Here is a 24,954-nt window from a genome sequence, read left to right on the forward strand (position 1 = left end):
TAAAGGGCATGGCAGGCTATCCACCATTAAGACACCGGGGAAACGAACAATGAAAAAAATTGCGCTGGCACTGGCTCTGGGCTTATCCGTTAGCCTGGCACAGGCCGCAGAGGCCATTCCTGTACAAAAGGTCGACCAGGCACTGCATGACCGTCTGCCGCCTGATATCCAAAAGGCGGGCAGGATGATTTCGGTGAATAATGGCTCCTTTCCGCCCTATGAAATTGTAGAAGGGCCCTCTTCGATGAGCGGTGCATCAGCCGACCTCACCGAGGCGCTGGCACAGCTGCTGGGTATCAAAATCGAGCACGCTACCGTCAGCGGGCTGTCGGGCGTGCTGGCCGGCATCAAATCTGGCCGCTATCAGCTGGCGATTGGCCCCATTGGGGATTATCCGGAGCGCCAGCAGAAAAATGATTTCATCGACTTTGTGCAGGAGTTCGTGGTGTTTGCCGTACAGAAGGGCAATCCGTTGCAGATTAACGATCTGGAGAGTACCTGCGGTAAGCGAATTGCGGTAATGGCGGGAGGCTCGGCGGAACAGGTCATTCGCAGGCAGTCTGACGTCTGTACCGGGGCGGGTAAACCAGCGGTGGTTATCCAGTCATTCGCCGATCAGCCCTCGTCGATTCTGGCGGTGCGCTCTAAGCGTTCGGATGCCTTTTTCTCTTCGCAGGCACCGCTGGTGTGGTTTGTTGACCAGGCGAACGGACAGCTTGAGCTGACCGGGCAGGGTAAGAAAAATGGCTTCGGCGATATTTTCCAGGGCACCGTGGTGCCGAAAGACGCCGCGCTTGGCAAAGTGGTGCTTGCGGGGTATCAGAAGCTTTTCGCTAACGGCACCTATGCCGCCATTATGAAGAAGTGGAAGCTTGAGGGGAACGCACTGACTGCCCCGGGGATTAACCTGGCGAAAGGGGCAGCAAAATGACCCCAGGCGGCAGCGATCCGCGCGCTGAGGCAGGGCAGAATGCTGTGACCCCAGGCGGCAGCGATCCGCGCGCTGAGGCAGGGCCGAACGCTGTGACCCCAGGCGGCAGCGATCCGCGCGCTGGGGGCAGTGCGAGCGCTGGCGAATGGGCTGACGTGCAGCTGCGCGATGTGGCCTGTGCCCGCAGCGCCCCGCGCTACGGACGGCTGGTCAGCTGGGTCCTGGTACTGGCGATCGCCGCCAGCGTCCTGTGGCTGGTGGCTACTAACCCCAATTTTGAATGGGGCGTGGTGGGCAAATGGTTTACCGAAGGCTCGGTGCTCAAGGGCTTGCAGGTCACGCTGGGGCTGACGGTCGTCTCCATGATCCTGGGCACCCTACTGGGGCTGCTGCTGGCGGTGGCGCGGCTGGCGGATAACCGCCTGCTGAGCGGACTGGCCGGATTGTATATCTGGTTTTTTCGCGGGACGCCGCTGCTGGTACAGCTAATTTTCTGGTACAACATGTCGACGCTCTTCCCGACGGTTACCCTGGGTATTCCCTTTGGTGGGCCAGTACTGGCCAGCTGGAATACCAACGATCTGATCACTCCCCTGACGGCGGCTATTGCAGGCCTGGCGCTGAATGAAGCGGCCTATATGGCAGAAATTATTCGCGCAGGTCTGCAATCAGTCGACAGCGGGCAGGTGGAAACCACCCAGGCTTTTGGCATGAGCCGCGCGCGTGCGCTGCGCCGTATCATTATTCCCCAGGCCATGCGGTCAATTATTCCCCCTACCGGCAATCAGCTGATCGGTATGATCAAGGCGACCTCGCTGGTGAGCGTGATTGCGATGGGCGATCTGCTCTATTCCGTTCAGTCGATCTATAACCGCACCTTTGAAGTTATTCCGATGCTGCTGGTGGCCGTTATCTGGTATCTGCTCATCACCTCTGTATTGAACGTCGGACAGTCGGCGATTGAGCGCTACTACTCACGCAGCGTCCGACGCACGCTGTCGGCAACCCGTCGGCGATTACCCGCAGCGGACAGCAAAGCCACTCCGATGGTTAACCGTCCTTTTATGCATAAGGAGGATCTGTGAACGAGACTCAGCCGCTGGTGCGGGCGCGAAACGTGCAGAAAAGCTATGGCGATAATGAAGTGCTCAAAGGGGTGGATCTGGATGTTATGTCGGGTGAGGTGGTGGTGATCCTCGGGCCGTCCGGCTCGGGAAAATCGACCTTTCTACGCTGCATTAACCACCTTGAAGAGCTAAATGCGGGTTCGATTATGGTGAGCGGTAGCCAGCCCGGCTATATCCTGAAAAAAGGACGGCTACAGCGCCTGCCGCCGCGTAAAATCGCCCGGCAGCGGCAGAAAATTGGCATGGTGTTTCAGCAGTTCAATCTTTACCCGCATATGACCGTTTTGCAAAATATCATCGAGGCACCCATTGGGGTACACAAGGTGCCGCGTGACGAGGCTACGCGCTATGCCAGAGAGCTACTGGCCACGGTGGGACTGAGTGACAAGGCGGATGCCTGGCCGGGGAATCTCTCCGGCGGTCAGCAGCAGCGCGTTGCCATTGCCAGAGCGCTGGCGATTCGTCCCGAGCTGATGCTTTTCGATGAGCCTACTTCGGCGCTGGATCCTGAGCTGGTGGGCGAAGTGCTGGCAATCATGCGCAATCTGGCTGACCAGGGACTGACAATGATTGTGGTGACGCATGAGATAGGCTTTGCCCGTGAAGCCGCAGATCGGGTGGTATTTATGGATGGCGGGGTGGTGGTTGAGCAGGGGCCGCCAGAAGACGTTTTGGTTAATCCGCGACATCCCCGTTTCCAGACTTTTCTCAGCCGTTTTATCTGATATCATTTAGCGGTCAATCTGTGCAGATATTACTCTGTTACAGATTGCGGTTGTATTGACCGGCGTTCTGCGCGTTAATACACGTTATCGTTATTGGCCGTAACACGGGTCAGATTAGAAAAGAAGGTGTGTATGGAAGGTATCAGTATTGCGAAGCTGCTGATTATCGGTGCTCTGATCGTATTATTGTTCGGAACCAATAAGTTGCGTTCTCTCGGTGGCGATCTGGGGTCGGCGATCAAAGGCTTCAAAAAAGCCATGAGTGACGACGATTCTTCCGCTAAAAAAGCGCCGGTTGCCGAAGAAAAGCCCGCAGAGCAGGTTATTCACAAAGATTAATCGCCGTTGGGTGAATAAAAAAACGGATGACACAGTCATCCGTTTTTTGTTTGTGTTGCATGTATGTAAATAAATATGACAAATGGGCGGGCTGCCGCACGCCCGTCACATTATTTCACTTCCAGCCCTTTTGCCTGCATATCCGCATGATACGACGAGCGCACAAAGGGACCGCAGGCGGCATGGGTAAAGCCCATTTCCATTGCGGCTTCTTTCATTTCATCAAATTCCGCCGGGCTGACGTAGCGCTGAACCGGCAGATGATGGCGGCTGGGCTGGAGATACTGGCCGAGCGTCAACATGGTCACGCCGTGACGTCGCAGGTCGCGCATCACCTCAATAATTTCCGCATTGGTTTCACCCAGCCCGACCATCAGGCCTGATTTGGTCGGCAGTTCGGGGTGGGCCTCTTTAAAACGCTCCAGCAGCTTAAGCGACCAGTCGTAGTTTGCACCGGGGCGAACCTGCCGGTAAACGCGCGGCACGTTTTCCAGATTGTGATTAAAGACGTCCGGCGGCGTGGCGTTGAGGATCTCCAGCGCACGATCCATACGACCCCTGAAATCAGGCACCAGCGTTTCAATTTTGATGGTCGGGTTTTTAGCGCGGATAGCGCTAATGCAGTCGGCAAAGTGCTGAGCGCCGCCGTCGCGCAGATCGTCGCGGTCTACGGAGGTGATGACCACGTAGCGTAACGCCATATCCGCGATGGTCTGTGCCAGCTTTTCCGGCTCATTCATATCAGGAGCAACGGGACGGCCGTGGGCGACATCACAGAAGGGGCAGCGGCGGGTACAGATGGCGCCGAGGATCATAAAAGTGGCGGTGCCGTGGTTAAAGCATTCTGCCAGGTTAGGGCAGGAAGCCTCTTCGCAGACGGAGTGCAGGCCATTTTTCCGCATGGCCGCTTTGATACCCTGGATGCGGCTGGAATCCGCGGGGAGCTTGATCTTCATCCATTCCGGCTTGCGTAAAATTTCCGTGCGCTCGGTGACGACGGTTTTTACCGGGATCAGCGCCATTTTGTCTGCGTCGCGGTATTTTACGCCGCGTTCCATCTGAATGGGTTTACTCATAATCTAGCAGGTTCCAGGTTGGCATGCGCCGGGTGCGCATAACACTTAATGAGTTGTTTAACCATCATCCTTCAGATAATCAGCGGGGCTGTTTCCTGAAGGCCAGGGGTGAGGCTCAACTTTTTTTGATAAAAGCGCGAAAATTATATCATCCCGGCCGCCGCTTTTCAGCCAGGCCGCCGCATTAAATGTGACGGAATTGTAAATCAACTCGCGCTTATACGAGCGGCAGACTGTTGCCTTCCAGCCAGATAACCTCGGAGCAGCCCAGCTGCCGGGCGAAGTTTTCAATCAGCAGCGGGCCAACCTCAGCGGGCTGAACGTCCGGCTTAAGCGCGCTAAGCTGCGTCATTTCCAGACCGGCATAGCCGCAGGGATTGATGCGCAGGAAAGGCGAGAGATCCATCGCGACATTTAGCGCCAGACCGTGGAACGAGCAGCCTTTACGGATGCGCAGTCCCAGCGAGCAGATCTTTTTGTCATCCACGTACACGCCCGGTGCATCGGGTCTTGCACAAGCGGAGAGAGAAAAGCAGGCGAGGGTGTCGATAACCGTTTGCTCAATAGCCGTCACCAGCTGTCGCACGCCGATTTTTCTGCGCTTGAGGTTAACCATTACGTACATCACCTGCTGTCCGGGGCCGTGATAGGTTACCTGACCGCCGCGATCGCTCTGAACGACAGGGATATTCCCGGTCATAAGCAGATGTTCTGCCTTACCTGCCTGTCCCTGAGTAAATACCGGCGGATGTTCAACCAGCCAGATTTCATCGGGCGTCGCGTCGTCGCGTCGATCGGTAAAGGTATGCATGGCCTGTGAAACAGGCTCCCAGGGCTGGAGACCCAGCTGGCGAATAAGCAGCGTATCTGGTGACAAAACGAGTGGTCCGTTCAATATTCGGCAGGGGAGTATAGCGTTTGCGGCGGGCAACAACCAGTTACCCACCGCAGTTTGGCGGGATTACAGCACCATGCGAACAATTTCAATCTGGCCCAGTTCATCATAAAGCGTTTCTACCTGCTCAATGTGGGTCGCATTAATGGTGATAGAGACGGAGTGGTAATTGCCTTTGCTGCTCGGCTTAACGTCCGGGGAGTAGTCGCCTGGCGCATGACGCTGAACCACTTCCACGACCTGATCAACCAGCTCTGGCTGTGCCAGGCCCATAACTTTATAGGTAAAGGGCGTGGGGAATTCGAGCAGTTCTTTAAGATTGGTTTTCATTGGGGGGCTCCGGTAACGCAAAATCAAAGGTTCCCGCCTGAGCGGGAACCTGAACATCCTTCAAATATGGGGGGCTTTCGGGTCGAAATCAAGAGGCAATATGACAGTGTATAAGGCAGGCCGGGGTGGCCTGCCCGGAGCGATTAGCCAAACCAGTGATGGAACATTAGCTTAATATAATCGACGATGCGACCCAGGAAGCCACCTTCCGGCATATCGTTCAGCACCACCAGGGGATGCTGCTCAACGGTTTTGCCATCCAGCTGGAAGTTGATCGTGCCAACGACCTGGTTTTTGGTCAGCGGGGCATGTAGCTCAGTATTGCTAAGCGTGTAGCTCGCCTTAAGATCCTTCATGCGTCCGCGTGGGATGGTCAGATAAACGTCTTTTTCCACGCCCAGCTGGACGCGATCGCTGTTACCAAACCACACCGGCTCAGAAGCAAACTCTTTACCTGCCTTCAGCGGCGCGACGGTTTCAAAGAAGCGGAAACCCCAGGTCAGCAGCTTTTTACTTTCGGTTTCACGCCCTTTATAGGTGTGACCGCCCATTACCGCAGAGATCAGACGCATCTGGCCTTCGGTAGCGGAAGCAACCAGATTGTAGCCCGCCGCCTCAGTGTGTCCGGTTTTAATCCCATCGACCTGGAGGCTGGTATCCCACAGCAGACCGTTGCGGTTGGTCTGACGAATATTGTTAAAGGTAAACTCTTTCTCTTTATAAACCGCGTATTCATCCGGGACGTCACGGATCAGCGCCTGGCCGATCAGCGCCATGTCGCGAGCCGAGCTGTATTGTCCGTCAGCATCCAGGCCGTGTACGGTCTGAAAGTGGGTATTTTGCAGACCGATGGCTTTAACATAGTTGTTCATCAGGCCAACAAAGGCATCCTGACTGCCGGCAACGTAGTCTGCCATGGCCACACAGGCGTCGTTACCTGACTGGAGCACAATACCGCGGGTAAGCTGTGAGACAGGTACGCGGTCACCCGGTTTAAGGAACATCAGGGACGACCCTTTAAACACCGGGTTACCGGTTGCCCAGGCATCTTTACCGACGGTAACGATGTCATCCTGATGGATTTTCCCGGCTTTAACTGCCTGACCAATAACATAGCTGGTCATCATTTTTGTCAGGCTGGCTGGATCGCGACGCGCATCGGCATTTTTTTCTGCCAGTACTTTGCCCGAGTTGTAGTCGATAAGCACATAAGCTTCAGCGTCGATATCGGGTACGCCGGGGATCATGGTCTTAATATTTACGTCGTCTGCGTGAGCAAAGGAGGTCAGGCTGAGTGCAATCAGCGAACCCGCCGTCAGGCGCTTAATCAGGTGGTAGGAGGTAAGATTGTTCATATTAAGGACTACAACATCCATGGGCTAAGTTAGAAAAAGTGACTCACTATAGCAAAATCAGTCCTGCCCGGCATCCGTCTTTACCTGCTGACGGCTAACGGATTTAATCGGTCCGCTAGCCGTCATACGCCTGCCAAACAGCTTCAGGTTTCGTTAGTGGGCGACGGTTATAAATGATTGCTGCTGCGCTTCGCTTAACAATCTGCGTTGCAGTTCGCTGGCCTGCTGGCGTGAGCTGAAGTGCCCCAGCTGAACCCGGTAAACCTTGCCCTGGTTACTGACGGTACCGGGAACGCCGAACTTTCTGCTCAGGGCATTTTTCAACTGTTGAGCCCGGGCGCTGTCGCTCAGTGCACCGACCTGCACAGCCCAGCTGCCACCGCTTGCAGCGGCGGGTGCTGAAGCGGCGGCGGCTGGTGAAGTGACCGGTGCAGCGGCGGCCTGCGAGGCGACCGGAGAGGGTGCCGTTGAAACTGTGGCGGAGGAGGCGCCGGAGGAAGCGGTCGATCCCGCAACCGTGGACGCTTCACTGCCTTCCAGTACGCCGTTGCGCAGCGGCTGCGGCGCACCCAGGAAGCCGTTGCTGCGCACCGGCGCACCCAGGTTATCATCACTATTCAGACTGCTGTTATCAACCGGGTGGGATTCAGTCTGCTGTGCGGCGGGCTGCAGATAACCCGACTGCTGGGTATCTGGCTGCTGCGTTGCGGTCTGCGGTGACGCCGCGCTGGCCGCTGCGCCTGCGCCCATTACCGTCATGCCGCCGGCAATATCCGGACGCGGTGGCAGCGCGTAACTCTGTTTCGCCACGGTGGTCCCGATGGTGCCAGGGCCGGAAAGCGAGCCGTCCGGTGCCACGGCAATGTAGTCCACCTTGACGCGGGTATTGTTGGAAATATTCAGACGATCGCCCGCCGCCTGCGACAGGTCAATAATGCGGCCAGGTATATAGGGACCACGATCGTTAACGCGCACCACAATCATCCGGCCATTCGCCAGGTTAGTGACGCGAACATAGCTGGGGAGCGGCAGAGTAGGGTGGGCGGCGGTCAGCGCGTTAGCATCAAACTCCTCACCCGTTGCGGTACGGTTACCGCTGGCCTCACTGCCATATGCGCTGGCAAGCCCGGTTTCACTGAAATTCGACGGGTCCTTTATAATGCGCCAGGTTTTTCCATTGACCGTATAATCCTGACTGGTTGCAGGATTGATCGGTTCGTAATGCGGGTCTGCGCCGCTAATTTCGACCACCGGGCCGTTGTAGGCTGGCGCGTGTTGCTGCACCGGTGCCTGCTGGTCGGTGGTGGTACAGGCTGCCAGCAGAGCCGACGCCAGGCCAATCCAAAGCCAATCCTTACGCATTTTCCAAGCCTCTTTAAACGCTTTTCGACAACAGTTTTCGATGAGTGTGGATTGACATAATAATCCCAAACCCGGCCATCAGGACGATCAGTGCCGAGCCGCCGTAGCTCACCAGCGGAAGCGGAACGCCCACCACAGGTAAAATGCCACTTACCATGCCAATATTAACAAAAACATAGACAAAGAAGATTAGCATCAGCCCGCCCGCCATCACCCGTCCAAAGGTCGTTTGCGCGCGGGCGGCCATGACCAGGCCGCGCATAATCAGCAGCACGTAGAGTACCAGCAATACCAGCACGCCGACTAATCCTAACTCTTCAGCCAGCACGGCAAAAATAAAGTCGGTATGCCGTTCGGGCAAAAACTCCAGCTGCGACTGGGTGCCGTGCAGCCAGCCTTTGCCGCGCAGGCCACCGGAGCCGATGGCAATTTTGGACTGAATAATATGATAGCCCGCGCCCAGCGGATCGCTTTCCGGGTCCAGCAGCATCATTACCCGGTCCCGCTGATAGTCATGCATCAGAAAGAACCACAGGATAGGCACAAAGGCAGCCACTAACAGGAGCGCCACAAGGATCAGCTTCCAGCTCATGCCAGACAGAAACAGGACAAACAGGCCGGAGGCGGCGATCAGAATCGCGGTTCCCAGGTCCGGCTGTGCGGCCACCAGCAGCGTGGGCATAAAGATCAGCACCAGCGCGATGGCGGTGTTTTTAAGCGTGGGGGGGCAAACATCGCGATTAATAAAGCGGGCCACCATCAGCGGCACGGCAATTTTTGCTATCTCCGAGGGTTGGAAACGCACGATCCCCAGGTCAAGCCAGCGCTGGGCACCTTTACTGATATGACCAAAAGCGTCAACGGCAATCAGCAGCACCACGCAGAGAATATAGAGATAGGGTGCCCACCCCTCGTACACCCGGGGCGGGATTTGCGCCATAACCATCATCATGACAAAGCCCATGGCGATTTGGCCAATTTTTCGCTCCATCATGCCGGGATCCTGGCCGCTGGCGCTCCAGATAACCAGAGCGCTGTAAACCAGCAGAGCCGAAATCAGAATAAAGAATGTCGGATCGACGTGTATTCTGGTCCAGAAAGTACGCTTCTGATGACGATCGTTCATGTCACTCACCTTCATAGCCCGACGGAACGGGTGCCGCATCGGGCAGATTGGTATTGTTGTCGCCAAGCATGATGTGGTCCAGAATCTGTCGCATGATGGTACCAACCGCAGGGCCAGCACCGCCGTTTTCCAGAATCATCGTCACCGCCACGCGAGGATTATCATAAGGGGCAAAGGCGGTCATCAGCTTATGATCGCGCAGATGCTCGGCGATCCGGTGCGCATTATAGGTTTCATTCGCCTTCAGGCCATAGACCTGGGCGGTACCTGATTTCGCGGCAATTTTATAAGGTGCATCCTGAAAGCTTTTACGCGCGGTGCCGTTGGGGCGGTTAGCCACGCCGTACATCCCATCTTTCGCAATCTCCCAGTAACCGGAATGAATATCCGCAATGGGAGGCGTCTCGGGCTGACGATAAGGGACTTTGACGTTGTCGACGACGTTCGCCATCATCAGATGAGGCGTTTTTACCACGCCGTCGTTAATCAGCGTCATCATCGCTTTATTCATTTGTACCGGGGTCGCGGTCCAGTAGCCCTGACCAATGCCGACCGGAATGGTATCGCCCTGATACCAGGGTTTTTTAAACCGCTTCATTTTCCACTCGCGGGTAGGCATATTGCCCGGCGTCTCTTCCACCAGGTCAATACCGGTCAGGTGCCCGTAGCCAAATTTGTTCATCCATTCCGACAGGCGGTCAATGCCCATATCGTAGGCAACCTGATAGAAAAAGGTATCTGCCGATTCCTCAAGGGACTTGGTGACATTCAAACGTCCATGCCCCCAGTGTTTCCAGTCGCGAAAGCGTTTCTCAGAGCCGGGAAGCTGCCACCATCCCGGATCGAACAGGCTGGTATTTCTGTTAATCACCCCGCTGGTTAGCGCGGAAACGGCAATATAGGGTTTCACCGTCGAGGCAGGAGGATAGGCTCCCTGCGTGGTGCGGTTAATCAGCGGACGGTTGGGATCGTTGAGCAGCATGTTGTAATCCTTACTGCTGATGCCATCCACAAACAGATTAGGATCGTAGCTGGGCATGGAGACCAGCGCGAGAATGTCTCCGCTGCGGGGATCGGTGACGACCACCGCCGCGCGACTGCCCGCCAGCAGGGTTTCGATATACTGCTGGAGCTTGAGGTCGATGGTCAGGTAAATGTCCTGTCCCGCCTGAGGTGGCTGCTCATGAAGCTGGCGAATAACCCGGCCGCGGTTGTTAACTTCCACCTCTTCATAACCGGTTTTACCGTGCAGCATCTCTTCGTAAAAGCGCTCAATCCCCAGCTTGCCGATATCGTGGGTGGCAGCGTAGTTAGGCCATTTCCCTTCTTTATCCAGCCGGTCAACGTCGCGATCGTTGATTTTGGACACATAGCCCAACACGTGAGTGAGTGCGGAATTATAGGGGTAGTAGCGGCGCTGATAGCCTTTGACTTCCACACCGGGAAAAGCGTACTGATTGACGGCAAACCGGGCAACCTGAACGTCGTTCAGGGCGGTTTTTACCGGAATAGAGGTAAAGCGGCGGGAGCGTTTACGCTCCGCTTGAAAGGCAATCAGATCTTCATCACTCAGATCGACAATGGGTCGGAGGGCCTGAAGGGTTTTTTCAAGGTCTTCCACCTTTTCCGGCACCAGCTCAATCTGATAAATGGTTCGGTTGAGTGCCAGAGGAACGCCGTTGCGATCGAAAATAATCCCGCGGCTGGGAGCGACCGGCACCAGCTTGATGCGGTTATTGTTAGAACGGGTACTGTAATCACCGTAGCGAATAATTTGCAGGTGATACAGGTTGACCACCAGTACGCCGGAGAGCAGTAAAATGCCTAAAAAAGCGGTCAGCGCCCGGCGGACAAACAGCGTCTGTTCGGCGGTGTAGTCACGAAAAGAGTTGCGTTGTAGTTTCATCCGCTGTTTTAGTGTATCCGGTTGATCCTATCGCCTATTCGCGGTGATAAGGATGATTCGCAGTAATGCTCCATGCACGATACAGGCTCTCAGCCACCAGCACGCGAACCAGCGGATGGGGCAGGGTAAGCGCAGAGAGTGACCAGCTCTGTTCTGCCGCCGCTTTGCAGGCGGGAGACAGCCCTTCCGGTCCACCGATCAACAGGCTGACGTCCCGGCCATCCTGCTTCCAGCGCTCCAGCTGGGTAGCCAGGTGTGGGGTTTCCCACGGCTGACCGGGAATATCCAGCGTAACGATACGATTTCCTTTACCCATCGCTGCCAGCATCAGCTCACCCTCTTTATCGAGGATGCGCCTGATATCAGCATTTTTGCCGCGCTTGCCTGCCGGAACCTCAACCAGCTCCAGCGGCATATCTTTCGGAAAGCGACGGAGATATTCCATAAATCCGCTTTGCACCCAGTCCGGCATTTTCGTGCCGACGGCGACAAGCTGCAGCTTCACGTCTTAACTCCAGAGCTTTTCAAGTTCGTAGAGGAGGCGGCTCTCTTCCTGCATAACATGCACAATAACGTCACCGAGATCGACAACGACCCAGTCGGCGGTCGCTTTGCCATCGACGCCGAGCGGCTTCAGGCCTGCGGCACGGCTTTCCTGTACCACATGATCGGCAATGGAGGCGACGTGACGCGTTGAGGTACCGGTGCAGATAATCATGCAGTCGGTGATGCTGGATTTGCCCTGAACGTTAACAGAAACAATATCCTGGCCTTTTAAATCGTCGATCTTATCAATGACGAAGTCTTGGAGTGCTTGACCTTGCAAAAGGTTCCCCCTTGGGTTTTAAGCCTGACAGTGATTTTTTCCGGTGGATCCGGAAAATTTAGCGGCGAAGTATACCATGAGCTTATGGGTTGCGATATAAACCCGCATCATTGATGAATGCCAGCACGGCGGCGGGAAGAAGCCCGTCGCAGGATTGATTATGATGGCGCCGTTCGCGTATTTCCGTTGCTGAAATTGCCAGCAGCGGGGTGGCGGCCAGATAAATAAGGCCTGCCGGAGATGCATGCAGCTGCCGGGGATCGGTGGTCAGGTGTTTTGAGAGCCACTGTTGCAGCTCAGGCGTTTCCAGCTGGCTATCGTAGCCCGGACGCTTAAGCACCAGCAGATGCGTCAGAGAGAGCAAATCCTGCCAGCGATGCCACTTGTGTAAACTTAGCAGTGAATCCTGGCCAATGATAAACGCCAGAGATTGTTGTTCACCGCGCTCCTGGCGCAGCGCGGTGAGCGTTTCAAACGTCCAGGAGGGCGTTTCACGCTGCATTTCGCGCAGGTCAACATCAAAAAGCGGATTACCGGCAATCGCCAGCCTGACCATCGCGACCCGCTGGGCCGGTGTGGCTTCAGGCTGAGGGCGGTGCGGCGGTACGTTATTAGGGAGCAGCGTAATTTTACTCAGGCCGGTCAGCGCCGCCAGTGCCTCAACCGGTTTCAGATGGCCGTAATGGATGGGATCGAAGGTCCCGCCAAAAAGAGCATGCAGCCCAGGGTTATCAGACATCGCAAAAATGCTCGGGGAAGGTGCTGCTGCACAGCAGCAGCGACAGCGTTTCCAGATCGGGCCAGATATCCTGACCGTAATCCTGTTTAAGCGTCAGCTCAATACGCGTTAGCAGGCTGAAAGCCTGGGCGAGCTGCCGGGCGGAGAGTCTCTGTAGCGCTTCGCCGTACAGCGCCCGCCGGTTTTGCCAGACGCGATGCTGATCGAATAGCGTACGCAGCGGCGTGCCTGCCATCTGACGCTGCAAATTCAGCAGCATCATCAGCTCCCGCTGGACGGTACGCAGCAGAATAACCGGCTCGCTGTCTTCCGCCTGCATCTGCCTGAGAATGTGCCGGGCGCGCTTGTTCTTGCCCGCCAGTAGCGCATCCACCCAGTGGAAAGGGGTAAAGTGTGCAGAATCATTGACTGCTTCCTCAACCCTGGGCAGCGTTAGCTTGCCGTCCGGCCACAGCAGCGACAGTCGCTCCAGTGCCTGAACCAGCGCCAGCAGATTACCTTCGTAGCAGTAGCAAAGCAGCTGCCTTGCCGCGTCATCCAGCGTTAGCTTAAGACTTTTTGCCCGGGCGGATACCCAGCGGGGGAGCTGTGCCTGCTCTGGGGTCTGGCAGGGCACTACAACGGCATGGGCGCTAAGGGCTTTATACCAGGCGCTATTCTCCTGGGCTTTGGTCAGCTTTGTGGCACGCAGGATCAGCAGGATATCGGCATGAAGAAGCGTGGACAGCGTGACCAGCTGCTCGCCGATCGCCGCGTTCGGCCCGTTTTCCGGCAGGGTGAGAAGCAGTGTCTGGCGGCTGGCAAACAGGCTCAGCGCCTGGCAGGTAGAGAAAATAGTGTCCCATTCGGTATGGGCATCAATGACAACGCTGAAATGTTCGGTGAAATCCTGCTGCTGAGCCGCTGCACGTATGGCGTCCTGAGACTCCTGAAGCAGCAGGGGTTCATTACCGGTAAGGATATAGCAGGCGCGCAGCCCCTCATGGAGCTGCGCGCTGAGCTGTTCAGGATAAATCCTGATCATTTCGCCAGAGAACTGTCAGGCAGGACAGAACGTGGGGACATCTGATCGATCGCGGACGGGGAGGCGTTCAGCGTATCAATCGCGCTGTCGTTTTCCGCCGCGTGCACGGTCAACAGCTTACGCACCAGCTGCTGGGCCGCCTGGGTCCGCATTTCGGTGATGATTATGTTCTGCTCTGAGTCTTTTGCCAGAGCCGCCAGCGGGTTATCGAAGAAGGAGCGATAGACCGTTGCGCTGATCGGGTAGATCCCCTTGTTCGGGATCAGCACCTGGGCATTGACCGTCATCATCAGTGAGTACTCGGCGGTTTTACCGTCCTGGAAGATTGAGGCGGTATCCCGTCCCTGCGTTTCACCCTGCAGGCGCAGCGACGGAACGTCTTTACGCAGGCCGGGTTTTTCAAGGATGGTTACGTTATTCAGACGGAGCTGTTCGCGCACGGCGCGGGCCAGCGGACCGTAGGGGTCTCCGGTGTCGACGATCATGGTTTTCATCTCCGGTGGGACCGAGGTGGTCCCGCGCAGATGATAGCCGCAGCCCGCGGTGATCAACACCGCCAGGCCAACTAACAATGACATTACTGGATTTCGCACAATTCCTCCTGACATCAACCCACGACCAGGTTAAGCAGCTTGCCCGGTACGTAAATCACTTTACGAATGGAGACGCCATCAAGATATTTGGCGACCAGATGCTCCTGCGCGGCCCGCGCCTGAACCTGTTCCTGCGTGGCATCAGCCGGAACGGTAATTTTGCCACGTACTTTACCATTAACCTGGACCACCACCAGCAGAGAATCTTCGACCATCGCCTCTTCATCCGCCTGCGGCCACGGGGCGTTATCCACCTCGCCAGCGCCACCCAGCGCCTGCCACAGCACGAAGCTGGCGTGCGGGGTGAAAGGATAGAGCATCCGCACAACCGCCATCAGCGCTTCCTGCATCAGGGCGCGGTCCTGCTCGCTCTCCTGCGGAGCGCGCAGCAGCTTGTTCATCAGCTCCATCACCGCCGCAATCGCGGTATTGAAGGTCTGACGGCGACCAATATCGTCGGAGACTTTAGCAATGGTCTTGTGAAGATCGCGACGCAGCGCTTTCTGCTCATCATTGAGGGTGGCGATATCCAGACTCGCGCATGCGCCTTTTTCCGTATGCTCAAAGACCAGCTTCCACACGCGCTTCATAAAGCGGTTGGCACCTTCCACGCCGGACTCCTGCCATTCCAGCGTCATGTCGGCCGGAGAAGCAAACATCATAAACAGACGGACGGTATCTGCGCCGTAGCGCTCAACCATCACCTGCGGATCGATACCGTTATTCTTCGACTTGGACATTTTACTCATGCCCGCGTAAGTCAGCTCGCGGCCAGTGCTGTCGGTTGCCTCGGTGATGCGGCCTTTCTCATCGCGCTGGAGGGTGACCTCAACCGGTGAAACCCAGTTGCGTTCACCATTCTCGCCGGTGTAATAGAAGGCATCGGCCAGGACCATGCCCTGGCACAGCAGGCGCTTAGCTGGCTCATCGGACGTGACCAGGCCCGCGTCGCGCAGCAGCTTGTGGAAAAAGCGGAAGTAGAGCAGGTGCATAATCGCGTGCTCGATGCCGCCAACGTACTGGTCCACCGGAAGCCAGTAGTTTGCCGCCGCCGGGTCCAGCATGCCTTTATCGTAATCCGGGCAGGTGTAGCGGGCGTAGTACCATGACGACTCCATAAAGGTGTCGAAGGTATCGGTCTCACGCAGCGCAGGCTGACCGTTAACGGTGGTTTTCGCCCACTCCGGGTCGGCTTTAATCGGGCTGGTGATGCCGTCCATCAGGACGTCTTCCGGCAGAATGACCGGCAGCTGATCTTCAGGCGTTGGCATAACGGTGCCGTCTTCCAGCGTGACCATCGGGATTGGCGCACCCCAGTAGCGCTGGCGTGATACACCCCAGTCGCGCAGGCGATAGTTTACCTTGCGCTCGCCAACGCCTTTCGCCACCAGATTATTGGCAATGGCGTTAAAGCCGTCCTCAGAGGATAACCCATTGAACTCACCAGAATTGAACAGGGTGCCTTTCTCGGTCATGGCCGCAGAACTTACGTCTGGTTCATTGCCGTCGGCGTTCAGGATAACCGGTTTGATCGACAGGGCATATTTGGTAGCAAACTCCCAGTCACGCTGATCGTGGGCTGGAACAGCCATCACCGCGCCGGTACCGTACTCCATCAGCACGAAGTTAGCCGCCCATACCGGTACGGTTTCACCGGTCAGCGGATGCTGGGCGTACAGGCCGGTTGGCATGCCTTTTTTCTCCATCGTGGCCATTTCGGCCTCGGCAACTTTGGTGTTGCGGCATTCAGCGATGAAGTCTGCCAGGGCAGGGTTAGAGGCAGCCGCCTGGGCTGCCAGCGGGTGACCCGCGGCAACGGCCAGGTAGGTCACACCCATAAAGGTGTCCGGGCGCGTGGTATAAACGCGCAGCGTTTCGCTGCTGTTTTCGACCTTAAAAGCGATCTCGACGCCTTCTGAGCGACCAATCCAGTTACGCTGCATGGTTTTGACCTGCTCAGGCCAGCTCTCCAGCGTATCCAGATCGTTCAGCAGCTCATCGGCATACGCAGTGATTTTCACGAACCACTGCGGGATCTCTTTGCGCTCAACCTTGCTGTCGCAGCGCCAGCAGCAGCCATCAATAACCTGTTCGTTAGCCAGCACGGTCTGGTCGTTCGGACACCAGTTAACCGCCGAGGTTTTTTTATAAACCAGGCCCTTTTCATAGAGTTTGGTGAAGAACCACTGCTCCCAGCGATAGTACTCCGGCTGACAGGTCGCCAGTTCGCGATTCCAGTCATAGCCAAAGCCCAGCAGCTTCAGCTGCTTCTTCATATAGTCGATATTTTCGTAGGTCCAGGGGGCGGGAGCAGTCTTGTTTTTGACCGCCGCGCCTTCAGCGGGCAGGCCGAAAGCGTCCCAACCGATAGGCTGTAATACGTTTTTACCCAACATGCGCTGGTAACGCGAGATCACGTCACCGATGGTGTAGTTGCGCACGTGGCCCATATGTAGGCGACCAGAAGGATAGGGCAGCATGGAGAGGCAGTAGTACTTCTCTTTACCTGTATCTTCGGTAACGCTGAACGTTTGCTTCTCATCCCAGTGCTGTTGAACATGGGATTCTATCTCTTCCGGGCGGTATTGCTCTTGCATGGCAGCCAGTGGTCCTTTGTAAACTTTATGATTTCGTTTAGATCGGCATAGCATAGCTGATAAGCAACCAGCGCAACAATAGTAACTGGCCGCCCGGGTGGCATTTCTCTGCAAGCTGGAAGACGGCAGGCAAATTTTGCTGTCGGTGGAGGACTTCTACGCGCAATTTCTGGTTTCAGGCTAGACTTTAAAGCGAAACGCGTTGGAACGTTCAGGAGAGAAAATGAACAAGGTTGCTCAGTATTACCATGAACTGGTCGCTTCGCTGACCGAAAGAATTAATCAGGGCGAGCATAATATTGATGCGCTGGTCGAAAGCGGCAGGCAGCGGATGATCAACCGGGGGGAGCTGACTCACGCACAGATTGACGACGTAACCCGGGCGGTTCGCCGCGATTTACAGGAGTTCGCCCGTAGCTATACCGAAAACACGCGCGACAGCAGCGACAGCGTTTTTATGCGGGTCATACGTGAAAGCGTCTGGAAGGAGCTGGCAGACATCACGGATAAAAGCCAGCTCGAGTGGCGCGAGGTCTTTCAGGATCTCAACCATCATGGGGTTTATCAAAGTGGTGAGGTTGTCGGACTGGGAAATCTGGTTTGTGAACAGTGCCACTTTACCCGCGCAATCTATACGCCAGAAGCGCTTACCCGCTGCCCGGAATGCGGCCATGACCGGTTTAATCGCCAACCCTTTGAGCCGTGATCCCTTAAAGGGCGACGCGAGTCGCCTTTTAGGTTTCCACCAGACAGCGAGCTTAGTTTTAACCAAAGCCACGCAATCTCAGGCTTTAGCCAAAGCCATGCAAGCTCAGGCTTTAACCAAAGCCACATTAGTGCAGTATTTTCGCCAGGAAATCTCTGGCGCGATCGGACTGCGGGTTATTGAAGAAATCATCTTTTGGCGAGTCTTCCACGATTTTTCCCTCATCCATAAAGATAACCCGGTTAGCCACCTTACGTGCAAAGCCCATTTCGTGCGTGACCACCATCATGGTCATCCCCTCATTAGCCAGTTCCACCATCACGTCCAGCACTTCGTTGATCATCTCGGGGTCCAGCGCCGACGTTGGCTCATCGAACAGCATGGCGATCGGATCCATACAAAGCGCCCGGGCAATGGCTACGCGCTGCTGTTGCCCGCCCGAAAGCTGGCCTGGGTGCTTGTTGGCATGAGCTGAAAGGCCAACCCGGGCCAGCAGCTTCAGTCCCTTCTCCCGCGCTTCGTCTTTGTTGCGTTTCAGCACCTTTACCTGTGCAATGGTCAGGTTTTCGACAATCGTCAGATGAGGAAACAGCTCGAAATGCTGGAATACCATGCCGACATGAGAACGCAGCTGGGCCAGATTGGTACGCTTGTCGTTAACGGCGGTGCCGTTGACTTCAATATTGCCTTTCTGCACCGGCTCCAGCCCGTTGACCGTTTTGATCAGCGTGGACTTACCCGAACCTGACGGGCCGCACACCACCACCACTTCGCCTTTTTTGACTTCGGTAGAGCAGTCGGTCAGCACCTGAAAGTGACCGTACCACTTAGAAACGTTTTTCAGGGTAATCATTTAAACTGTCCTTTTTTTCTTTAAGTAGCTGACCAGCAGTGAAGCGCTAAGGCTGATAACGAAATAGACCGCACCGGCAAACAGCACCATTTCAATCTCCGTGCCGTTATTAATGCCGATGGTATCTGCGGTTCTGAAGAAGTCTGCCAGGCTAAGCACGTAGACCAGGGAGGTATCCTGGAACAGTACAATCCCCTGAGTAAGCAGCAGGGGGATCATGGCGCGAAAGGCCTGCGGCAGTATAATCAGTTTCATTGACTGCCACGGGGTCATCCCCAGCGCCAGCGCGGCTTTCCCCTGTCCGCCCGCGATACTGATAATCCCGGCGCGAATAATTTCCGAATAGTAGGCCGCCTCAAACAGCGAGAAGGCCACCATCGCCGAGATCAGACGGATATCGGTTTTTGGCGAGATCCCCAGTACCTGTTGCAGAAAGCTGGGGACCACCAAATAGAACCATAGCAGCACCATAACCAGCGGCACCGAACGGAACAGATTGACATAAAGTTTCGCAAACCAGCTGACGGCTTTGATGCTGGACAGACGCATAATCGCCAGCAGCGTCCCCCAGATAATGCCAAAAACAATGGCCGTCACGGTGATTTTCAGCGTGATGACCAGACCTTTTGCCAGATAAGGCAGATTAGGGACGATGGTGCTCCAGTCAAATTCGTACATTATTTGCCTCCCATGCCGCCGGGGAGCCGCACTTTGCGCTCAACCAGGCTCATCAGCAGCATCACCACCACGTTGATCGCGATATAGGCGACGGTGATAGCGGTAAAAGATTCATAGGCATGTGCGGAGTAATCCAGCAGCTTGCCCGCCTGCGCGGCCATATCGACCAGCCCGATAGTTGAGGCGATAGCGGAGTTCTTGACCAGATTAAGCATTTCTGAGGTCATCGGCGGCACAATAACCCGATAGGCATTAGGCAGCAGAACGTAGCGATAGGTCTGCGGGAGCGTTAGCCCCATCGCCAGCCCGGCATTTTTCTGACCGCTCGGGAGTGACTGGATAGCGGCCCGCACCTGTTCGCAAACGCGGGCGGCGGTAAACAGCCCCAGGCAGATGACCGAGCAGCTAAAAAACTGAATATTGGGATTGAGCTCCGATTTAAACCACATGCCGATACTTTCAGGCAGCAGTTCCGGTACCACCAGATACCAGATGAAGAACTGTACGATCAGCGGAACGTTACGAAACAGCTCGACGTAGCAGGTGCCGAGGGAGGAAAGCAGGCGATTGGGCACGGTTCGCAAAATGCCAAACAGCGAGCCGACCAGGAAAGCAATTATCCATGCGCAGATTGAGACGGCAATGGTGACCTGAAAGCCGGACCACAGCCATCCCAGATAGGTGGTATTACCGAATGGGGCCTGTTGCAGAAAAATTCCCCAGTTCCAGTCGATTGACATAAATGGCTCCGTTAAAAAAAGGGTAGCGAGGCTACCCTGAAGATTGATGAGAGGCTCTTTCAGTGCGCCGTGGGGAACGACCACGTTACACTCTTCGCCTGGTACGGCCGTTACGGTCACGACCGGTCAGGCTGTTGTCTGTCCGGGCCTGTGTTCAACAATCAGAGGGCGAAGATGAACGCCCTTATTTTCATTATTAGTTCAGAACCTTGTCGTTTGGCGTTTTGAATGTCGCTTTCATATCATCCGACAGGCTAAAGTTCATATTGAGGTTTTTAGGAGGAATGGGCTGGCTGAACCACTTACCAAACCATTTTTCTGCCTCGCCGGACGTCTGGGCTTTCGCAATGGTGTCATCCATCAGCTTTTTAAAATCGCTATCACCCTTGCGCAGCATGCAGCCATAGGCCTCTTTCGACTGAGGCGTACCCACGATTTCCCAGTTATCCGGTTTTTTCGCTTTAGCTCGCTCACCGGCCAGCAGGGCATCATCCATCATAAAGGCCACCGCACGGCCGCTTTCGAGCGTACGGAAAGAGTCGCCGTGGTCTTTGGCGCTGATGATGCGCATGCCCATTTTTTTGTCATCATTGAGCTTATTCAGCAGAATTTCGGAGGTGGTGCCGGAGGTGACCACCACGGTTTTGCCTTTAAGATCGGGGAAGTCTTTAATCGGGCTGCCTTTTTTCACCAGCAGACGGGTGCCGATAACGAAAATGGTGTCGGAGAAAGCGGCCTGCTGTTGGCGTTCTGCGTTGTTGGTGGTTGATCCACACTCAAAATCGTAGGTGCCGTTTTGCAGCAGGGGGATACGGTTTTGTGAGGTGATGGGTAACATTTTCACCTGTAAATCCGGTTTATTCAGTTTGGCTTTAATCGCTGCGACGATGGCGTCCGAGTAGTCCTGTGAATAACCGATAACTTTCTGCTGGTTATCGTAATAAGAGAAAGGAACCGACGATTCGCGGTGGCCGACAACTACCACGCCATTTTTGGCAATTTTGTCCAGGGTGGTGGTTTGAGGTGCATCTGCTGCGTGGGTCATCCCAACTGCAAGGCCAGAAAGTGCAAGGCATAGCCCAAGCTTCCGAAATTTCATCTCCAACTCCTTCATTTAGTGCGCTCAATAAAGCGCGCCGATTATGATGTTATGGTTTTTGACTGCTTGCTGCTTTTCTTTATATCCCAGGGCATAGCCGCACGGTGGACAGCCCTAACATAGCCGAATGTTAACGTAATGAAACAAAAAAGTTTCCTTTTTGCGAACTGTGCCGCACCAAAGAGGGGCGTCTTTTTTGCGCTGCGCCGCCGTGGGGCGGGAAATGAACCGTTACAGTGCGGACACTCTGTTTTAAGAGGAATGTTGCAGGCCGGATACAATTTCTGCGTAATATTTTGCAATCATCGTGCCAACGTGTGTTTGCTGAAACCGTTGTGGACACAGGAGGTTATGTGGGGCAATTGGGTTAGGGGTTCCAAAAAAAATCAGCGGGGGATGTTGTTCTGTTTTTAGATGGCACGACGTTGGGTGCGATAAGACCGGGAGTGTCGTCTGTGGCTGGTACCTGGTGCTGTAAGGGCTGGGATGTCGCCAATGGGTGGTGCAAAGGCTGGGGTGGTCGCCAACGGGTGGGGCCCGGTGCTGCACAGGCCAGGGGTGTTGCCTACGGGTGGGGCCCGGTGCCTGGCGGTCCTCGCGCCGCGCGTGGCGCGGTGCCTTCGCTCCGCTCGTCGACCTATCGGACCGGGCATGACGTGACATCCCTGTCCCGGCATGCCCTTGTGCCAGCATCCCTGCTGGCCCATCCGGGTTTTCCTCTCTGCACTCAGCGCTGCGGAATGCCAGGCACCGGGCCCCACCCGCCGGCTTATTGCATTGTGCTGGCTGCGGGGTAAGAGCGGTTCCGGGGGGTAAATAATCTCTTTAGGCAGGTTTGAAAACGGAAAAAAGTCTGCAAAAAAACAAGAAAACTCCTCTGCTAAAGACTCAGTGCCGTCGCTTACGGGTAGTGCACGGTGCGACAGAGGCCCCTATGGTCGCCAACGGGTAGGGCCTGGTGTGGCAAAGGCTTGTGTGGTCCCCAACGGGTGGTGCCCGGTGCCAGGCGGTCCTCGCGCCGCGCGTGGCGCGGTTCCTTCGCTCCGCTCGTCGACCTTTCGGAGCGGTCATGACGTGACATCCCTGTCCCGACATGCCCTTGTGCCAGCATCCCTGCTGGCCCATCCGGGTTTTCCTCTCTGCACTCAGCGCTGCGGAATGCCAGGCACCGGGCCCCACCCGCCGGCTTATTGCATTGTGCTGGCTGCGGGGTAAGAGCGGTTCCGGGGGTTACATAAACTCTTTTGGCAGGTTTGAAAATGGAAAGAAGTCTGCAAAAAAACAAGAAAACTCCTCTGCTAAAGATTCAGTGCCGTCGCCAGCTGGTCGTATCTGGTATGCGGGAGACCTGCGAATGTCGCCTGCGTATTGAGCCCATAGCTGTAAGGGCAGGGCCTGGTCGCCTACGGGTGGAGCCCGGTGCTGCACAGGCCTGGGGTGTCGCCAACGGGTGGTGCCCGGTGCCTGGCGGTCCTCACGCCGCGCTTCGCACGGTTCCTTCGCTCCGCTCGTCGATCTTTCGGAGCGGGCAGTGACGTGACATCCCTGTCCCGGCATGCCCTTGTGCCAGCCTCCCTGCTGGCCCATCCGGGTCTTCCTCCCTGCGTTCAGCGCTGCGTAATGCCTGTCACCGGGCCCCACCCGTCTGCTTATTGCATTGTGCTGGCTGCGTTTAAGGGCGGTGCCGGAGATTCCCGGAAACTCTTCGCCAGATATGAATGCGTACAGGAAATATGCAATGACCAAAATAGTTGGGATTTGAAGAAAATTAGAAGACTGAGAGTGCACAGTTTATTGTGACTGGTTTTTTTGTGGTGCAGTTAAATGACCTAAATAGCGGCACCAAAAACTAAATCGAAAAGTGAGCCGAATCCTGCGCGAGAGCAAACCTTAACGGGGATAGGCTATGAAATCTGCGGACAGATAAACGGTTTTACCGGAGCAGCTCAGTAGCCCGCGGACAGATAAACGTTTTTACCGGAGCAGCTCAGCAGACTGCGGACAGATAAACGGTTTTACTCAAAGCGGCCCGGAAGCCTGAGAGGTGGATAATCCCTGCGGGTGACGGGCATTCCGCAGCGCTGCGGCGAAGACGGAAGGCCAGGCGAGGGCAGCAGGGATGCTGCACTCAGGGAGCGGCGGGCAGGGATGCCCGCTCGCGACCGGGCCGTCCGGCCTGGAGCCGGAGCCAAAGGCACCAGGCAAAGCCTGGCGCGAGGACGCCCGGCACCCGCAGGGATTATCCACCGACACAGCAAATAGTGCAGCCCGGCAACCGCTGGGATTATCCACCGACTACTCAGATATTGCCGCTGTATTAGAGACCAGCACCGCAATTCCAACAGTTTGTCGAAACCAAAGGGGCCTGGCAAATAATACCGACATCAGGCGCGATGGCGATTTCTGATACCGAGAACTACGGCGATGAAACCAAACAACAGCGTGATAACCCATACAGATGCGTTACCGAAGCGGGCATAAGGCGTCAGACCCTGAGTGGGCACCACCTGCATCGCCAATACGCGGGCGGTAAACTGTGGGATCATCTCCTCCGCATCGCCATCGGCATTAATCACCGCCGTTACGCCGTTATTGGTATCGCGAAGCAAAGGACGGCCCAGCTCAAGCGCCCGCATTCTGGCCATCTGGAAATGCTGCCATGGGCCGATTGAGTGGCCAAACCAGGCATCGTTAGAGATGGTCAGCAGGAAATCCGTATCCGGACGGAAATTATCCCGGACCTGCTGCCCCAGCACGATCTCGTAACAGATAGCCGCGGTCAGATTCACCCCGGCCACCTTCAGCTGGGGTTGAATATAGTCACCCCGGCTGAAAGAAGACATCGGTAAATCGAAAAAGGGTGCCAGCGGTCGCAGCAAACTCTCCAGCGGGACAAACTCCCCAAAGGGCACCAGATGATTTTTCTGATAGCGGTTCTTACTGCTATAGCTATAGGGCTGCTCACCGCCTAACACGATAATCGAGTTATAGTCATGATAGCGATTATGCTCCAGACGGGAATCAACGATGCCGGTCACCAGGCTACTGCCCTGAGAACGTAACTCCTCATCGACCGACTTCAGGAAAGGCTGCTGATTGCTTTCAAGATCCGGAATGGCCGATTCAGGCCAGATTATCAGCGGTGCTTTGCCCACAAACGGACGGGTGAGCGCAGTATAGGTTTTCAGAGTATTGATCAGCTGGTTAGGATCCCATTTCAGCGACTGAGGAATATTTCCCTGCACCAGCGCGACATTAATGGCGCGCTCTGGCATTGCCTGATACCAGCTAAGCTGACGCAGCGGCCAGGGAAGCAGAAGCAAAGCCAGCGCCACAACGGCGGCTATCCAGTGGCGCTTCACCACGGCGTAAACCGCCAGCCCCGCGACCATCATCAGCACAAAGGTAATGCCTTCAACGCCCAGTAATGGACCCAGTCCTTTGAGCGGACCGTCAATCTGGCTATAGCCGAACTGTAGCCATGGAAAGCCCGTCAGGATCCAGCCACGCAGAAACTCGGTGACCTGCCATAGCGCCGGTGCCGCAATAACCAGGCGAACAAAGGTGGTTCGGGGAAACAGGCGGTTAAGCACGGCGGCAAATAGCAGCGTGAACAGCGACAGCCAGGCGGCCAGCAGGATAACCAGGAAAACGTTGACCGGCCCCGGCATTCCCCCGAAGGTGGCGATACTGACGTAGACCCAGTTAATACCGCTGCCGAACAGGCCCATCCCCCATACAAAGCCTATCGCCGTGGCCTGACGGACCGATCGATTAAGGGTCAATGCCAGCAGGCCCACCAGCGACACAATAGCCGCTGGCCAGAAATCATAAGGCGAGAATGAAAGGGTGCCACAGGCACCCGTCAACAGCGCTAAAAGCAGGCGAACCCGCTGGCGCTGATAGAGTGAAGCAATAGCCATTGCG

General features: G+C 55.9%; 24 protein-coding genes. 5 read left to right on the forward strand and 19 right to left on the reverse strand.

Annotated elements, in window-relative coordinates; all coding sequences use genetic code 11:
• The first annotated feature begins 49 nt into the window (after positions 1 to 49).
• The 4 genes from AAGR22_RS07130 (at position 50) to tatE (ending at position 3,122) form a co-directional block, all read left to right on the forward strand.
• Complete coding sequence (locus AAGR22_RS07130; protein ID WP_345831139.1) at positions 50 to 931, forward strand: ABC transporter substrate-binding protein; 882 nt, start codon at positions 50 to 52, stop codon at positions 929 to 931.
• Positions 928 to 2,016, forward strand: a complete 1,089-nt coding sequence (locus AAGR22_RS07135; RefSeq protein ID WP_345831140.1) for an amino acid ABC transporter permease — start codon at positions 928 to 930, stop codon at positions 2,014 to 2,016. Before AAGR22_RS07130 ends, AAGR22_RS07135 begins: the two co-directional genes overlap by 4 nt.
• Positions 2,013 to 2,783, forward strand: coding sequence for an amino acid ABC transporter ATP-binding protein (locus AAGR22_RS07140; protein ID WP_067705502.1), 771 nt, complete (start codon positions 2,013 to 2,015; stop codon positions 2,781 to 2,783). Before AAGR22_RS07135 ends, AAGR22_RS07140 begins: the two co-directional genes overlap by 4 nt.
• 132 nt (positions 2,784 to 2,915) lie before the next feature.
• Positions 2,916 to 3,122 carry a twin-arginine translocase subunit TatE gene (tatE, locus tag AAGR22_RS07145; RefSeq protein WP_067705504.1) on the forward strand — a complete coding sequence of 69 codons (207 nt, stop codon included), beginning with the start codon at positions 2,916 to 2,918 and terminating at the stop codon, positions 3,120 to 3,122.
• 110 nt (positions 3,123 to 3,232) lie between these two features.
• On the opposite strand, the gene lipA is transcribed toward tatE, so the two are convergent.
• The 13 genes from lipA to leuS all read right to left on the reverse strand — a co-directional run bounded on the left by lipA (position 3,233) and on the right by leuS (position 16,951).
• Positions 3,233 to 4,198, reverse strand: a complete 966-nt coding sequence (lipA, locus tag AAGR22_RS07150) for a lipoyl synthase (RefSeq protein ID WP_067705506.1) — start codon at positions 4,196 to 4,198, stop codon at positions 3,233 to 3,235.
• Positions 4,199 to 4,415: 217 nt separating this feature from the next.
• Entirely contained in the window at positions 4,416 to 5,075 is a 660-nt protein-coding gene (lipB, locus tag AAGR22_RS07155) for a lipoyl(octanoyl) transferase LipB (protein ID WP_345831141.1), read from the reverse strand.
• A gap of 84 nt (positions 5,076 to 5,159) precedes the next feature.
• Positions 5,160 to 5,423 carry a DUF493 family protein YbeD gene (gene ybeD, locus AAGR22_RS07160; protein ID WP_067705510.1) on the reverse strand — a complete coding sequence of 88 codons (264 nt, stop codon included), beginning with the start codon at positions 5,421 to 5,423 and terminating at the stop codon, positions 5,160 to 5,162.
• A gap of 143 nt (positions 5,424 to 5,566) precedes the next feature.
• Complete coding sequence (dacA, locus tag AAGR22_RS07165; protein ID WP_067705512.1) at positions 5,567 to 6,778, reverse strand: D-alanyl-D-alanine carboxypeptidase DacA; 1,212 nt, start codon at positions 6,776 to 6,778, stop codon at positions 5,567 to 5,569.
• Positions 6,779 to 6,931: 153 nt separating this feature from the next.
• On the reverse strand, positions 6,932 to 8,140 hold the full coding sequence (gene rlpA, locus AAGR22_RS07170; RefSeq protein ID WP_345831142.1) for an endolytic peptidoglycan transglycosylase RlpA: 1,209 nt from the start codon (positions 8,138 to 8,140) through the stop codon (positions 6,932 to 6,934).
• A 13-nt stretch (positions 8,141 to 8,153) separates the two neighbouring features.
• The gene (mrdB, locus tag AAGR22_RS07175; RefSeq protein ID WP_067705516.1) at positions 8,154 to 9,266 is read right to left on the reverse strand and encodes a peptidoglycan glycosyltransferase MrdB; all 1,113 of its coding nucleotides are present in this window, start codon (positions 9,264 to 9,266) and stop codon (positions 8,154 to 8,156) included.
• Position 9,267: 1 nt separating this feature from the next.
• Complete coding sequence (gene mrdA, locus AAGR22_RS07180) at positions 9,268 to 11,172, reverse strand: peptidoglycan DD-transpeptidase MrdA (protein ID WP_067705518.1); 1,905 nt, start codon at positions 11,170 to 11,172, stop codon at positions 9,268 to 9,270.
• A 34-nt stretch (positions 11,173 to 11,206) separates the two neighbouring features.
• Positions 11,207 to 11,677: a 23S rRNA (pseudouridine(1915)-N(3))-methyltransferase RlmH gene (gene rlmH, locus AAGR22_RS07185; protein ID WP_067705520.1), complete on the reverse strand. Its 471-nt coding sequence runs from the start codon at positions 11,675 to 11,677 to the stop codon at positions 11,207 to 11,209.
• A 3-nt stretch (positions 11,678 to 11,680) separates the two neighbouring features.
• Positions 11,681 to 11,998 carry a ribosome silencing factor gene (gene rsfS / locus AAGR22_RS07190; protein ID WP_067705523.1) on the reverse strand — a complete coding sequence of 106 codons (318 nt, stop codon included), beginning with the start codon at positions 11,996 to 11,998 and terminating at the stop codon, positions 11,681 to 11,683.
• Between the two features lie 82 nt (positions 11,999 to 12,080).
• Positions 12,081 to 12,737, reverse strand: a complete 657-nt coding sequence (gene nadD, locus AAGR22_RS07195; protein ID WP_067705525.1) for a nicotinate-nucleotide adenylyltransferase — start codon at positions 12,735 to 12,737, stop codon at positions 12,081 to 12,083.
• Positions 12,730 to 13,761: a DNA polymerase III subunit delta gene (gene holA / locus AAGR22_RS07200; RefSeq protein WP_345831143.1), complete on the reverse strand. Its 1,032-nt coding sequence runs from the start codon at positions 13,759 to 13,761 to the stop codon at positions 12,730 to 12,732. Before holA ends, nadD begins: the two co-directional genes overlap by 8 nt.
• Positions 13,758 to 14,354 (reverse strand): LPS assembly lipoprotein LptE, encoded by a 597-nt coding sequence (lptE, locus tag AAGR22_RS07205; protein ID WP_345831144.1) that lies wholly within the window; start codon positions 14,352 to 14,354, stop codon positions 13,758 to 13,760. Before lptE ends, holA begins: the two co-directional genes overlap by 4 nt.
• Positions 14,355 to 14,368: 14 nt before the next feature.
• Positions 14,369 to 16,951, reverse strand: coding sequence for a leucine--tRNA ligase (leuS, locus tag AAGR22_RS07210; RefSeq protein ID WP_345831145.1), 2,583 nt, complete (start codon positions 16,949 to 16,951; stop codon positions 14,369 to 14,371).
• A gap of 223 nt (positions 16,952 to 17,174) precedes the next feature.
• Between leuS and AAGR22_RS07215 the strand changes: the two genes are divergently transcribed.
• Positions 17,175 to 17,657 carry a zinc ribbon-containing protein gene (locus AAGR22_RS07215; protein WP_067705531.1) on the forward strand — a complete coding sequence of 161 codons (483 nt, stop codon included), beginning with the start codon at positions 17,175 to 17,177 and terminating at the stop codon, positions 17,655 to 17,657.
• Positions 17,658 to 17,784: 127 nt separating this feature from the next.
• Here AAGR22_RS07215 and AAGR22_RS07220 read toward each other — a convergent pair whose 3' ends face one another.
• The 6 genes from AAGR22_RS07220 to lnt form a co-directional block, all read right to left on the reverse strand.
• Positions 17,785 to 18,510: an amino acid ABC transporter ATP-binding protein gene (locus tag AAGR22_RS07220; protein WP_067705533.1), complete on the reverse strand. Its 726-nt coding sequence runs from the start codon at positions 18,508 to 18,510 to the stop codon at positions 17,785 to 17,787.
• Positions 18,511 to 19,188, reverse strand: coding sequence for a glutamate/aspartate ABC transporter permease GltK (gene gltK / locus AAGR22_RS07225; RefSeq protein WP_067705535.1), 678 nt, complete (start codon positions 19,186 to 19,188; stop codon positions 18,511 to 18,513).
• On the reverse strand, positions 19,188 to 19,928 hold the full coding sequence (locus tag AAGR22_RS07230; RefSeq protein WP_067705536.1) for an amino acid ABC transporter permease: 741 nt from the start codon (positions 19,926 to 19,928) through the stop codon (positions 19,188 to 19,190). Before AAGR22_RS07230 ends, gltK begins: the two co-directional genes overlap by 1 nt.
• 196 nt (positions 19,929 to 20,124) lie before the next feature.
• Entirely contained in the window at positions 20,125 to 21,027 is a 903-nt protein-coding gene (locus AAGR22_RS07235; RefSeq protein WP_345831146.1) for an amino acid ABC transporter substrate-binding protein, read from the reverse strand.
• Between the two features lie 2,019 nt (positions 21,028 to 23,046).
• Positions 23,047 to 23,319, reverse strand: a complete 273-nt coding sequence (locus AAGR22_RS07240) for a hypothetical protein (protein WP_345831147.1) — start codon at positions 23,317 to 23,319, stop codon at positions 23,047 to 23,049.
• 92 nt (positions 23,320 to 23,411) lie between these two features.
• Positions 23,412 to 24,950: an apolipoprotein N-acyltransferase gene (lnt, locus tag AAGR22_RS07245; protein WP_345831148.1), complete on the reverse strand. Its 1,539-nt coding sequence runs from the start codon at positions 24,948 to 24,950 to the stop codon at positions 23,412 to 23,414.
• Between the last annotated feature and the right edge of the window lie 4 nt (positions 24,951 to 24,954).

This window comes from Erwinia sp. HDF1-3R (assembly GCF_039621855.1).
Lineage (GTDB): Bacteria > Pseudomonadota > Gammaproteobacteria > Enterobacterales > Enterobacteriaceae > Erwinia.

Bases quoted from the DNA above. Each gene is read 5' to 3' on its own strand.
- AAGR22_RS07130 (WP_345831139.1), top strand. From the start codon at position 50: ATGAAAAAAATTGCGCTGGCACTGGCTCTGGGCTTATCCGTTAGCCTG.
- AAGR22_RS07135 (WP_345831140.1), top strand. From the start codon at position 928: ATGACCCCAGGCGGCAGCGATCCGCGCGCTGAGGCAGGGCAGAATGCT.
- tatE (WP_067705504.1), top strand. From the start codon at position 2,916: ATGGAAGGTATCAGTATTGCGAAGCTGCTGATTATCGGTGCTCTGATC.
- lipA (WP_067705506.1), bottom strand. From the start codon at position 4,198: ATGAGTAAACCCATTCAGATGGAACGCGGCGTAAAATACCGCGACGCA.
- ybeD (WP_067705510.1), bottom strand. From the start codon at position 5,423: ATGAAAACCAATCTTAAAGAACTGCTCGAATTCCCCACGCCCTTTACC.
- dacA (WP_067705512.1), bottom strand. From the start codon at position 6,778: ATGAACAATCTTACCTCCTACCACCTGATTAAGCGCCTGACGGCGGGT.
- rlpA (WP_345831142.1), bottom strand. From the start codon at position 8,140: ATGCGTAAGGATTGGCTTTGGATTGGCCTGGCGTCGGCTCTGCTGGCA.
- mrdB (WP_067705516.1), bottom strand. From the start codon at position 9,266: ATGAACGATCGTCATCAGAAGCGTACTTTCTGGACCAGAATACACGTC.
- mrdA (WP_067705518.1), bottom strand. From the start codon at position 11,172: ATGAAACTACAACGCAACTCTTTTCGTGACTACACCGCCGAACAGACG.
- nadD (WP_067705525.1), bottom strand. From the start codon at position 12,737: ATGTCTGATAACCCTGGGCTGCATGCTCTTTTTGGCGGGACCTTCGAT.
- holA (WP_345831143.1), bottom strand. From the start codon at position 13,761: ATGATCAGGATTTATCCTGAACAGCTCAGCGCGCAGCTCCATGAGGGG.
- leuS (WP_345831145.1), bottom strand. From the start codon at position 16,951: ATGCAAGAGCAATACCGCCCGGAAGAGATAGAATCCCATGTTCAACAG.
- AAGR22_RS07215 (WP_067705531.1), top strand. From the start codon at position 17,175: ATGAACAAGGTTGCTCAGTATTACCATGAACTGGTCGCTTCGCTGACC.
- AAGR22_RS07220 (WP_067705533.1), bottom strand. From the start codon at position 18,510: ATGATTACCCTGAAAAACGTTTCTAAGTGGTACGGTCACTTTCAGGTG.
- gltK (WP_067705535.1), bottom strand. From the start codon at position 19,188: ATGTACGAATTTGACTGGAGCACCATCGTCCCTAATCTGCCTTATCTG.
- AAGR22_RS07230 (WP_067705536.1), bottom strand. From the start codon at position 19,928: ATGTCAATCGACTGGAACTGGGGAATTTTTCTGCAACAGGCCCCATTC.
- AAGR22_RS07235 (WP_345831146.1), bottom strand. From the start codon at position 21,027: ATGAAATTTCGGAAGCTTGGGCTATGCCTTGCACTTTCTGGCCTTGCA.
- lnt (WP_345831148.1), bottom strand. From the start codon at position 24,950: ATGGCTATTGCTTCACTCTATCAGCGCCAGCGGGTTCGCCTGCTTTTA.